Origin of the sequence: Ktedonospora formicarum, assembly GCF_016587355.1 — a bacterium.
GTDB classification, from domain to species: Bacteria; Chloroflexota; Ktedonobacteria; order Ktedonobacterales; family Ktedonobacteraceae; genus Ktedonobacter; species Ktedonobacter formicarum.
The window spans coordinates 4,411,181-4,423,929 of sequence record NZ_BNJF01000001.1 but is presented as its reverse complement, the minus strand read 5'-3'; the positions used below and the strand labels follow the sequence as shown (position 1 = coordinate 4,423,929).

Genomic DNA, 12,749 nt, shown 5'->3' with positions numbered 1-12,749 from the left:
ACCGTGAAACGTTCAGTTTTATGGTCCCATCTCGACAAGCCCGGCCTTGAGCATCTCTTCCTCCATGCCCGTGAGGATGGGGTGCTCGCCGATGGGCAAGTCATTACACTGGAGCAAGGGGTGCCATTGCGTGCCCACTATGTCGTACATTGTAATTCCGACTGGCAAGTTGTTCAACTCGACCTCGATATGCTCGAACGTCAGGAGGCAAGTATTCACTTGCGCGCTGATGGAAGGGGCAATTGGTTCTTCTCCGAAGGAGAACCCATACCTGATCTCGAAGGCTGCATCGATGTCGATCTCTCCATCTCATCCTTTACCAATACGCTTCCCATCCGTCGCCACAAACTTGCTGTCAATGATTCAGTTGAGATCGTGGTCGCGTATGTCGCTTTACCCGACATGCAGATAACCCCGGTTCGCCAGCGCTACACCTGCCTGAGTGATATGCCGGGCGAACGTGTCTACCGTTACGAATCGCTTGACAATGAATTCAGTACCGAGATCACAGTAGATGACGATGGGCTGGTACTGAACTATCCCCATCTCTTCGAGCAAGTCACGGTCAAATAACCAAACCCCTTAGAAACATAACCAGACAAGCAATAGAGGGCAAGAGCGGAAACACAATGGAGATTTGTGTTCCCACTCTTGCCCTCTACGAGCCTATTCCACTCATCAATGAGCACTAAACAAGGGCATGGCGTATAGTATTGATCTGGTTGCGTACCCGCCGCGCCTCTTCAGCAGAGGCGCTCGCGAAGTCATCACCCGCGCTAGCATAGAGCACTGAGCGGGAAGAGGATATGATCGCCAATTCGCCGTGCTCGTCAACACCGGCCAGAACCGAGGCTTCAAGATCGCCTCCCTGTGCTCCAATACCAGGAATAAGAATCGGCATATGGGGACAGATAGCGCGAATACGGCGCAATTCTTCGGGATACGTCGCACCCACTACCAGACCACAATTCCCCTCAGTATCCCACTCCCGCACGCGCTGCGCCACGATCTCGTAGAGAGGACGCTCCTCACCCTGCTCATCAAGCACACGCACATCTTGCAGATCGCGCGCGCCAGGATTGGAGGTACGGCATAACAGGATCGTTCCCTTATCGCGATACTCCAGGAAGGGGCAACACTATCGCGCCCCATATAGGGATTCACTGTCGCGGCATCGCATCCATAGGTCTCAAAGAGCGTTCGTGCATAGGCGCGCGCGGTATTCCCAATGTCTCCACGCTTGGCGTCCGCAATAACTGGGATATGAGATGGTATCGCTTCGATCACCTCTTGCAAAGCGCGCAGACCTGCCGGACCAAGCACTTCAAAGAAAGCCAGATTGGGCTTGTAGGCACACACATATGGCGCGGTCGCCTCGATAATGGCCTGACAGAAACGCACTATCGCGCGCTCGACAGGCTCCTGGCGAAAACCTTTGGGCAAGCGCCCAGGCTCAGGGTCCAGACCCACACAGAGCAAGCTCTGCTGCTGGCGCGACGATGCAATCAACTTCTCAACAAAACCCATGTTGATCCTCTCTTTTCGAGCTATGATTGAACTTCCAGGGCCTTCTGCTTCGCCAGGAAGGCACGTCCCTTACCTAGCTCAATATTGACGGGCACACCATCGCGGCAGAAGGGGCACTCCTCGGCTGTATACGTTCGTAGAGACAACTCGATAAGAGCATGGATTGGCACATCACCAACCTCCTCCGCCTGCACATTACCACGATTCGCCAGGACACTCAAACCAACGACATTACCACCATAACGACGAATGGTCTCAATGGTCTGACGCGCGGAGTTACCTGTGGTCAAAATATCTTCGACGACCAGGATATTGCGCCCAGAGATCCATTTGTCATATCCTCGCCCAAAGTAGAACTGTTTGTCGACACCATCCGCACCCTTCTCGGCGAAGACTGCCAGCACCTCACCCACCGCTTTGCGCTGCGAGAGATGATACGCTGTCCATTGTGACAGAATTACCGCGCCAATCACTGGACCAACCACGACATCTATCTGCTCAGGATCATAGGGCTGAGCCATACGCTCGCAGATCGACGAGATAATTCGTGGTCGCAGATAGAGTGCATCTTTATTCACATAGACTGAGCTATGACGACCGGAACTATAGACGAAGTGGCTGTCCTTGACAATAGCGCCAGCCTCCTCAAATAACTGCATTACCTCAGGATCGTTCATATTGCTCCCTTTCCAGCACAATACACCTGCACATCAACATCAGGCAAACGGCCCTTTCCTTGCTTCAGGAAGGGGCCGTTTATACATTACGCTCTACAGCTATTTGAGTACCTCATCTACAGCATAATCATTCCATGCTTTGATGGGGAGCGTCTCCAGACGCTTATGAGTGATGGCGCTAATGAAGAGACGAGCCTGCTTGACCTTGGTAATGAGAGGGATATTGTGATCGACCGCGTGCCGCCGCATTGCGTAGTCGTCGTCAATCTCTTTCATGACATGGCGATCTACAACATTGATTGCCATATCGATCTTCCCCTCGCGGAAGTAGGTCAACACATTCGGCTCCATCTGCTCGTGTAGCTTATACAGTCGGGTCGTCTCAATCCCATTCGCCTGTAAGAACTCGCTGGTCTTCTCGGTGGCATAGAGTGGAATGCCCTTCTTCGCAAGCAAACGAGCACTTTCCAGGAAAGTCGCCTTCTTATCATCCCCACCCAGGCTAATAAAGACGCCCCGCTGGGGAATTTTCCCACCAGTAGCGATGATTGCTTTCAGATAGGCTTCTTCCAAATCGTCGCCGAAGCAAGCAACCTCGCCCGTTGACGCCATCTCAACACGCAGAATGGGATCAGCCCCGGTCAGGCGTGAGAAGGAGAACTGGGGAGCCTTCACCGCTGTAAAGGGTAGGTACGGCATCGTTACTACGGGGATATCCTCCTGGAAGAGGGCATCCACAAACATCTCGATCAGGTTCACACCAGTAACCTTAGAGATGAAGGGGAAGGTGCGCGATGCGCGCAGGTTCGCCTCAATCACATAGACCTGATTATCCTTAGCCAGGAACTGAATATTGAATGGGCCAGTGATATTGAGGGCGCTCGCGATAGCACGTCCAACTGCTTCAATGCGTGATTTCGTCTCGTCATTAATGGTCTGTGGTGGCAGGACAATCGTGGCATCGCCAGAATGGACGCCTGCGTTCTCCACATGCTCCGAAATGACAAAGGCTTTAATTTCGCCGCGCTGTGCGACGGCATCCAGTTCGATCTCCTTGACCTTCTGGAAGAAGCGCGTCACGGTCACGGGATATTCGGGTGAGACCGCCATAGCCTCTCCCACATAGCGCTCTAATTGGTCCTGATTGTAACAGACATTCATAGCGCTGCCAGAGAGCACATACGAGGGGCGTACCAGCACTGGATAGCCAACGCGCTCGGCGAAGGAACGCAGGTCCTCAATGCTTGTAAAGGTTGCCCATTCTGGCTGATGAATATTCAATGTATCCAGCAAGTGCGAGAAGCGATAGCGGTTCTCGGCCCCATCAATGTTCTCAGCACTGGTACCCAGGATCGGAATACCATACTGGTGTAACGCCGGAACGCGGTTATTCGGTGTCTGTCCACCCACCGAAACGATCACGCCATGAGGGGCTTCAAACTCGCAGATATCTGCGATTCGCTCGAAGGTCAATTCCTCGAAGTAGAGGCGGTCTGAGGTATCGTAGTCAGTCGAAACCGTCTCAGGATTGCAGTTGATGACGATGGAACGCTTCTGATACTTCTTGAGGGCCTCAACCGCGCTTACCGAGGTCCAATCAAACTCGACCGAAGAACCGATGCGGTAGGGACCAGAGCCCAGGACAACCACTCCATCTTCCCCAAACGCCTGAACATCGTTATGTTGAGCGTTATAGGTTGTGTATAGATAGTTGGTATCCGAAGGGAACTCCCCCGCCAGAGTATCAATCTGCAATGCGACAGGTACAATGCCCAGGCGCTTGCGCTCCGCGCGCACTTCTAATTCTGTCATCCCTGTGAGATCAGCGATACGCTTGTCACAAATACCAGCTTGTTTGAGGCGCGTGAAAGCATCGCGTGAGAGATCTTTTGTCTCACGTAGCGTCTCTTCCAGGCGCAAGATATGCTCAATACGCTTGAGGAACCAGTTATCAATACCGGTGATCTCATGAATCTTCTCGATGGAGAAGCCCTGCTTCATTGCCAGTGGAAGCGCGAAAATACGCTTGTGCGTGGGGCGATACAGGAACGTCTGGAAGATCTCTTCGGGCGACTCCAAGCCCTGGAAGCCACGCTCACTTGTCGCGCCCTCCAGATCCAGGTCGAGCATACGAATAGCCTTCTGGTACGCCTCCTCAAAGGTGCGACCAATGCCCATGACCTCACCGACGGATTTCATGCCGGTACCGATAGTGAACTCGACACCCTTGAACTTCTCCAGGTCCCAGCGGGGAATCTTGACCACCACATAGTCCAGGCTTGGCTCGAAACACGCCTGTGTGACGCCAGTCACTTTGTTCGTGAGCTCAGTCAGCGCGTAATCCAGCGCCAATTTTGCCGCGACATACGCCAGGGGGTACCCGGTGGCTTTACTCGCCAGAGCAGAGCTACGCGAGAGGCGCGCGTTGACCTCAATCACATAGTATTGTGAGGTCTTGGGGTCGAGCGCGTACTGGACGTTACATTCGCCCACAATCCCCAGGCTACGCACAATCGAAATAGCCGCTGTGCGCAGCATGTGATACTCGTGGTTGGTGAGCGTCTGACTGGGCGCGATAACTACGGACTCACCAGTATGGATACCCAGCGGGTCCATGTTCTCCATGTTACATACGGTGATACAGTTATCATAGGCGTCACGGACAACTTCATATTCAACTTCTTTAAAGTGGTGGAGATACTGCTCAATCAAGACCTGCGGCGCGAAAGCCAGCGCGCCCGAGACTATCTTGCGCAACTCCGCTTCGCTATGCGCGATGCCTGACCCCTGACCACCCAGGGCATAGCCCGCGCGCACCATCAGCGGGAAACCCAGTTCGTTGCCAATACGCAATGCCTCTTCCAGCGATTCAGCGGTGCGACTCTGAGGGGTGGGAATATTAATAGAGCGCAAGTGCTGCGCGAACTCTTCGCGATCCTCGGTCAGAATAATCGCGGAAACTGGCGTCCCCAGGATGCGCACACCATACTTTTCCAGCACCCCACTCTGATGAAGCGCTATGCCACAGTTTAATGCTGTCTGCCCACCAAAGGAGAGCAGAATGCCATCTGGGCGCTCCTTCTCGATAACTTTCTCGACAAACAGTGGAGTCACTGGCAGGAAGTATACCTGGTCTGCCATTTGTTTCGATGTTTGAATGGTTGCGATGTTTGGATTGATGAGGACTGTAGAGATTCCTTCTTCATGGAGAGCCTTGAGGGCCTGGGAGCCGGAGTAGTCAAACTCCCCGGCCTGCCCAATCTTAAGCGCGCCTGCACCCAACACCAGCACTTTTTGTAATGACTTCACTTAGATCAAAGCCCCCTTTGTTTCGTGTACCTTCTCCAGGAAGAGATCAAACAGCCATTCAGTATCCATGGGTCCTGGTGTGGACTCGGGATGGAACTGCACCGAGAAGATTGGTAGATAATTATGGCGCAGCCCTTCATTGCTGCCATCGTTAGCATTCGTAAACCAGGCCGAGAAGTCAGTCGGCAGTGTTCCCACAGCGAAGCTATGGTTCTGCGTCGTGATGTAACAGCGCTTACTCTCGGCAAGCAGGCAAGGCTGGTTCTGGCTCCGATGCCCAAACTTAAGCTTGTAGGTGTCGCCGCCAGCCGCCAGAGCCAGCAACTGATGCCCCAGACAAATACCCATTATAGGAATTTCGCGCTCGATAGCTTTGCGCAAGTTTTCAATAGTCTTTTGTGCCATCTTAGGATTGCCCGGTCCATTGGAGACCAGGATACCATCAAATTCGAACGGGACGTCCTCGGCGCACAGATCGTAATCCCAGGGCACAACAACGACGCGAGCGCCGCGAGCCACAAGGCTGCGCACGATATTGCGCTTGGCACCGCAATCGATCAGCGCGATGGTCGTCTCACCGCTCCCAAACTCGCGCACCTCAGGTGTTGAGACCTGCGCAACCAGATTCTCGCTATCGGGATCATGAAAAGGGATATCCTCTTCAAACACAATCTTGGCAAGCATTGTGCCATGTTTACGAATATACTGGGTGAGCTGGCGTGTATCTTTAATCTCTAGCGCTGGAATCTGCTCACGGCGTAGCCACGTCCCCAGATCCATTGTGCTTTCAACATGCGAAGGCGTCCCGACATAATTTGAGACAATCAAGCCAGCGGCATGAATGCGATCATCTTCCCACTTTGACGCGTCAGGCACGCCGTAGTTGCCAATAATCGGGTAGGTCATAGTAAGGATCTGCCCAGTATAGGAAGCATCGGTCAACGCTTCTGGATAGCCCACCATTCCCGTACAGAAAACTACCTCACCAGCTACCGGGCCTTCATATCCAAAGGAAAAGCCTTCGAAGCGCATGCCATCTTCCAGCACCAAGACCCCTTTGCGTGTAGTTGCCTGCGTCACCTGAGCATCCTCCACGACATCATTTAAAAGCGTATTTGTAGTGTCCACATCAAGCATCATAAGGGTATCCTTCCAGTATCGGCTACTCATGATCAGTCTACGTTTTCCACGCGAAATCTTGAGCGCATCTAATGGCGCTCATTTTCGCGTAAGAGCTCAGGCACGCCCCAGCACAAGGGCCAGGAGGGCCATACGCGTATACAAACCATTACGAATCTGTGAGCGCAGATACACGGCTCTAGTATCCTTATCGACCTCAGTGTCAATTGTTCCAATACGAGGCAGGGGGTCCATTACAATTGTTTCCTGACCGGCGTATTGCGCGAGCAGTGCGGGTGTCACCGTGAAGCGCTGGGCTACCATATCATTATATTCTGAAATCGAGTCAAAGCGCTCTTTTTGGATACGCGTCCAGTACCAGAACTGGCAATCCCTGGGGATATCTTTCTCGCTCGTAATTTCATGGATAATCAAATTACGGGAGCGGAAAAGTGCCAGGTCTTCGCGTTTGAGGCGCAATTTCTCGGGAGAGAGCAGATAAATTGTATTATTTTCGAAGAGTGAAAGGCCGCGCAAGAGTGAGTGAAGCGTCCGGCTATTGAGGACATCGCCAGCCAGCAAGCCAGTTAGATTATCCAGGCGACCAAAGCGTTCATACAATGTGTAGAGATCAAGAATTGTCTGTGTAGGGTGCTCATTATTGCCATCACCAGCATTCACGATCGGAATAAACTCGGCGCACATTGCCGCGCGTCGAGCCGCGCCTGGTTGCGGATGACGCAGCACAATGGCATCGGAGTAGGCTTCAAAGACACGAATCGTATCTTCAAACGTCTCACCCTTTTTGACAGAAGAGACTGTTTCCGGGTTCTGAATATCTATGGTTTGCCCGCCCAGGCGCTTGATTGCGGAGGCGAAGGAACCGAAGGTCCGGCTCGATGGCTCAAAGAAGAGGAGTGAGATGACCTGCCCGGCGAGTAGTTGGCATGGCTCTTTATCAAGCACAAGCTGTTTCATATGCCCAGCAAGAGCAAAGACACGATGCAAATCGTCAGCAGAAAGCTGGTCGAGAGAGACAATATCTTTGCCTTTAAAGTCACCTGCGATGGCAGAGAGCTTCTCGTTTGTAGATAGAGTAACAGTCTGACTCATAAACATCCCCTTTATTGCTATAGCTCATTCCCCGCGTACATAGACACATCGTTTTCCATGTATACCAAGCACAACCGGTTGACTGGTCATCATTTGCCTTTTCACCAGAGATGTAGGGTAGCTTGTGCCTGACAGCGCATGCTCCTCACATTCCGGGCAAAAAAAAATCCCCGCCTCCAAAATCAATGGAGAGAGGAAGGAATTCTCAGCTTCGCCAGGGCTGGATCACCCCCCCAATGGAAATTCCAATAACCAGACAATGTAGTTGCCTGTATTGTTCTTTTCCAGGTAGTCGAAGCCATGATGATACCACACCTTTTCAGCGTTCAAAATTCTTGGGAACTGGTCTCAAATTGTTAGAATTATACCTTCGGATCGTGCAAAAGTCAAGGGTTATGCCGTTTGCCATAAGGCCACCTGGATAGTTCTATCGGCTTTCGGCGCGCGAAGAAGAGGGGTGGCAACTTTCTTAAGAAAAGAAAGGGGCGACTCCGGTATTACGTTCATACCGAGGTCGCTCCTTTGCCCTTCTATTCTCCCTGGAGAGATATGCTCCTACAGATGAAAATGCTAGGACACAGTTACTACTGTCACATCAAAGACGATGGTCGAGTTTGGCGGAATCACATCGCCACTTCCTTCTTTGCCATATCCCAGATCAGGCGGGATAATCAAGCGACGCGTACCACCCGCTTTCATGCCGATCAATCCCTCATTCCAACCTGGGATCACACTTGCATTTCCAACATTCGCTAACTCGAAGAGCTCACCCTTGCGGTCATAAGAGCTATCAAATTTCTTGCCATTACTTTCTAACCAGCCCGTATACTCAACTTTGACGGTGCTACCTTTGGTGACCTCTTTCCCATTACCGGTCTTCACATCAATATATTGCAGTCCAGATTTCGTCTTTACAGTCTTACTAGTATCTACCACGGGAGGTTTGTCTGGGCCCGCGCTTGGAGTAGGGGAACCACCTGTTGCAGTCTGCACAGCATTCGCAATACCTGTCGCTGTCGCTTTCACCTCAGCAGTGCCCTTTGCGTCGGCTGTTGCCGTCGCGCTCTTGCTCGCCGCGAGGGCCAATTGATTGTTATATTGCTGGTATTGCACAATGCCCCAGACACCCAGGGCAATCAGTACTACAGCGACAATTGAGACAGTCCATGTCCTGGCACGGCGTTTACGCCGCTCTTTGCGGTTTATGCGCTCCTGCTGACGCTGCCCAGGCCGTCCTTGCTTTGGCGATGGATCTTTTTCGCTACGTATGGTCTGTGACATAATACGCTCTCTCCTCGTATCTGTGTAGAATAATTGCAGCTTGAGGTTACCATTATTTCTTATATCTGACAAGGGGTTAATTATAAGGTGGTACCGGGCTAAGATGCCACTAACTTATAACAATGAGGCAGAAGAAGGCCCATTTGATCGCTTTTAGGGCACCTCCATTGTTGTATACCACTGCTTTAAAGCCTATTTACCTCTTCAATTCCTAGCCTCCCTTTCCAGGCTATGCTATAATGTAGGTCCACGCACACCAATTTTTCAGGCTTTGCTAATATAAATATTACGTACACCAATTTCGTTATTCGACACACCTTAGCAACTCACATTACTCTTACTATGACAACAAACGAGCAAGAGAAGCTAACTCAGCTCCCGACAAACGAATACCTGCCACCCAAACCATCCCAGGGGTACATCCGTTACCCAACTATTCACGGAGACTCAATTGTCTTCGTGGCGGAAGATGACCTCTGGCTAGTATCAAGTAAGGGAGGCCGAGCCGAGCGCCTAACGGCTGGTCAGGGCCGAGTGAGTCATCCTCACTTTTCGCCCGATGGCAACTGGCTCGCGTTCGTAGGCCGCGAAGAAGGGCCAGCAGAAGTCTATGTAATGCCCGCCCTGGGAGGGCCTGCGCGCCGCCTGACATTCGACGGTGGCTCCTGCATTGTCCTTGGTTGGACACCTGACGGGAGCACGATTCTCTATGCCAGTAGTACAGGTCAATTCACGGCTAAATACACAGTCATCAACGCTGTCAGCCCTGCTGGCGGACCACCTCAACAAATACCAGTCGGGATGGCGAATGCTATTTCCTATGGCCCCAACGGAGGGGTGGTCATTGGACGTAACATCGAAGAACCAGCTTACTGGAAACGCTATCGTGGCGGAACCGTAGGGCATCTTTGGTGCGATGCGGATGGCAAAGGAATCTTTAGCCGCCTACTTAATATCCTCGGTAATATTGCTGATCCATGCTGGGTTGGTGATCGCATCTACTTTATCTCCGATCATGAAGGGGTGGGCAATGTCTATTCCTGCACACCCGATGGCGAGGACCTCCAACGCCATACCTTCCTGGACACTTTCTACGCCCGCCAACTCTCTACTGATGGTGAGCGCCTGGTGTTTCAGTCCGCCGCAGACCTGTATGTGCTCAATCCAACTCAGAATCAGGTCCATCTCCTACCTGTCTCATTGCCAAGCCAGCGCACGCAGCTGAGTCGGAAGTTCGTGCCAGCTGATCAATATATTGATACATTTACGCTTCATCCGCTCGGCCACGCCCTGGCGATTACTACTCGTGGCAAGGCGTTTTGCCTGAGTAATTGGGAAGGGGCAACGATCCAACATGGCATTCAGGACGGCGTACGATACCGCTTTCTAGAATGGCTCAACGATGGTTGGCGACTGGTAGCTATTAGCGATGCTCCCGGTCGTGAAACCCTGGTCATCATAGATCCTATAAGTGATAACGATCATATCCTGCTGACCGATATCGAGTTTGGGCGTACCATCGAATTAGCAGTGTGTCCCGTCGAGAACATCGTTGCCATTACTAACCATCGACAAGAACTGATTATTATAGACCTGGACACAAAACAGCATGGAGTTTTGGACCATAGCGAGCATGGACGAATCTTCGATCTTGCCTGGTCGCCAGATGGACGCTGGCTGGCCTATAGCTTCGCAAGCAGTTCACAGAAGCGCGCCATCAAGCTAGGCAACCTAGAGACTGGCGAGACCCACTTTGTCACCGAACCTATTCTGGCTGATGTCAGCCCCACGTTCGATCCAGAAGGACGATACCTCTACTTCCTGGGGTACCGAGTCTACAATCCAGTCTCCGACAATATGCAGTTTGAGTGGAGCTTCCCACGAGGAGTACAGCCCTATGCCATTCCCCTGCGCAAAGACCTCCGCTCGCCCTTTGTCACTGAATCACGACTTTCACGCGATCTGCAACGCAGACCCGGTTTCGCACCCGAAACAGCATCATCTAATGGTGCAAGCGCTCCTGCGCCATCATCAAGTGCCCAGGGGACACCAGCACGAATCCAGATTGATCTGGAGGGCATTACCAAACGCGCTGTGGCTTTCCCGACAGGCGAGGCTCGCTATGTAGATATTCTTGCCATGCGCGGTAAGGTCCTGTTCATGGTCGCTCCTTTGACGGGAGCACTCTCCGAGGGCAAAGGACGTGGATGGATCGAGAGTTTCGATATGGACACCCAGCGCCTGGAACGCATTTTTGATAACGTGAGCGAGGCGGAACTTTCCCGTGATAACTCAACACTCCTCTATCGCTCACGCAACCGTTTGCGGGTCACACGCAACGCGGAGAAACCACGCTCCGATGCCGATTACCCAGGACGCGATACGGGCTGGATCGATCTCAACCGCATCAAGGTTTCAGTGCTCCCCGCCGCCGAATGGCAACAAATGTTCGCTGAAGCCTGGCGCTTGCAGCGCGAACAATTTTGGACAGAGGATATGTCTGGTGTGGACTGGGATGCGATCTATGAACGCTATGCCCCCCTCGTCAAGCGGGTTGGCTCACGCTCCGAGCTCTCCGATCTGATTCATGAGTTACAAGGGGAGTTGGGAACCTCTCACGCCTTTGAGTATGGAGGTGAGTATCGTCTTGGGCACTACTATCGCCAGGGCTCACTCGGCGTCGATTGGGATTATGACCCCACCACAGAACGCTATCGGATTGGGCGTATCATCCAGGGTGACCCCTCCGATGAGGATGCGACCTCACCTCTCAGCGCGCCAGGTCTGGGCATTGCGGAGGGAGACGCGATCATCGCTATTAATGGTCAGCGAGTAGGGCCACGTCTGAGCCCTCAAGAACTCCTGGTCAACCAGTCGAGCAATGAAGTGAGCCTGGTTGTTGAGCCACGGGAAGGTGCAACCAGACGCGGCGTAACCGTCACAGCGATTTCGCTCTCAACGGAGAGTGATGCACGCTATCGCGATTGGGTTGAGCACAACCGCCGCATCGTGCATCAGAAGTCACGGGGGCAGGTTGGCTATATCCACATTCCCAATATGGGGCCACTAGGTTTCGCGGAGTTCCATCGCAGCTTCCTCGCCGAGTATGACTATCCAGCTTTGATAGTGGATGTGCGCTGGAATGGTGGTGGCAACGTTTCCAGCTTGCTTTTGGAGAAGCTCTCCCGCCGCCGCATTGGCTATAAATTCTCGCGCTGGGGCAAGCCCATGCCTTATCCAAAGGAATCTCCTCGCGGACCAATGGTCGCGCTCACGAATGAGCATGCGGGTTCCGATGGCGACATCTTTAGCCACAGCTTTAAGCTCCTAGAACTTGGACCACTCATCGGCAAACGAACCTGGGGCGGCGTTGTCGGCTATACACTGAACCACCAGCTTGTGGATGGTACTACCACCACGCAGCCAGAATTCGCGAACTGGTTCGAGGATGTAGGTTGGGATATTGAGAACTATGGTACAGAACCAGATATTGAGGTCGATATTGCCCCACAGGACTATGTGAACGACATCGATCCCCAATTGGAGCGCTCTATTAGCGAAGCGATGCATCTGGCTCGCGAGGCGAAGACGCTTGAGCCTACACCTGGAAAGCGCCCCTATCGCGGCTGGGTTAATCGACCCGATGAGAGTGACACCGATATCGAGAGCGCTTCACAGTAAGGTAGACACATAATAAAATGGTGGCGTAGATGTTCCTACGCC

The 12,749-nt window shown here is 52.6% G+C and carries 7 protein-coding genes and 1 pseudogene; 2 read left to right on the top strand and 6 right to left on the bottom strand.

Going from position 1 to position 12,749, the window contains the following annotated elements; all coding sequences use genetic code 11:
- The first annotated feature begins 3 nt into the window (after window positions 1-3).
- Window positions 4-573: a putative glycolipid-binding domain-containing protein gene (locus tag K3T82_RS18955; protein WP_220195002.1), complete on the top strand. Its 570-nt coding sequence runs from the start codon at window positions 4-6 to the stop codon at window positions 571-573.
- A gap of 115 nt (window positions 574-688) precedes the next feature.
- On the opposite strand, the pseudogene pyrF reads toward K3T82_RS18955, so the two are convergent.
- The 6 genes and pseudogenes from pyrF to K3T82_RS18920 all read right to left on the bottom strand — a co-directional run bounded on the left by pyrF (window position 689) and on the right by K3T82_RS18920 (window position 9,026).
- Window positions 689-1,527 (bottom strand): annotated as a pseudogene (pyrF, locus tag K3T82_RS18945) (orotidine-5'-phosphate decarboxylase).
- A 20-nt stretch (window positions 1,528-1,547) separates the two neighbouring features.
- A complete protein-coding gene (locus K3T82_RS18940; RefSeq protein WP_220194999.1) occupies window positions 1,548-2,204 on the bottom strand; it encodes a phosphoribosyltransferase family protein in 657 nt (218 codons plus the stop codon).
- Window positions 2,205-2,303: 99 nt separating this feature from the next.
- Entirely contained in the window at window positions 2,304-5,513 is a 3,210-nt protein-coding gene (gene carB / locus K3T82_RS18935) for a carbamoyl-phosphate synthase (glutamine-hydrolyzing) large subunit (protein WP_220194998.1), read from the bottom strand.
- Complete coding sequence (carA, locus tag K3T82_RS18930) at window positions 5,514-6,653, bottom strand: glutamine-hydrolyzing carbamoyl-phosphate synthase small subunit (protein ID WP_220194997.1); 1,140 nt, start codon at window positions 6,651-6,653, stop codon at window positions 5,514-5,516.
- Between the two features lie 96 nt (window positions 6,654-6,749).
- Window positions 6,750-7,745, bottom strand: coding sequence for an aspartate carbamoyltransferase (gene pyrB / locus K3T82_RS18925; protein ID WP_220194996.1), 996 nt, complete (start codon window positions 7,743-7,745; stop codon window positions 6,750-6,752).
- Window positions 7,746-8,315: 570 nt separating this feature from the next.
- Window positions 8,316-9,026: an FKBP-type peptidyl-prolyl cis-trans isomerase gene (locus K3T82_RS18920; RefSeq protein WP_220194995.1), complete on the bottom strand. Its 711-nt coding sequence runs from the start codon at window positions 9,024-9,026 to the stop codon at window positions 8,316-8,318.
- Between the two features lie 342 nt (window positions 9,027-9,368).
- On the opposite strand from K3T82_RS18920, the gene K3T82_RS18915 reads away from it, so the two are divergent.
- The gene (locus tag K3T82_RS18915; protein WP_220194994.1) at window positions 9,369-12,707 is read left to right on the top strand and encodes a S41 family peptidase; all 3,339 of its coding nucleotides are present in this window, start codon (window positions 9,369-9,371) and stop codon (window positions 12,705-12,707) included.
- The last annotated feature ends 42 nt before the right edge of the window (window positions 12,708-12,749 follow it).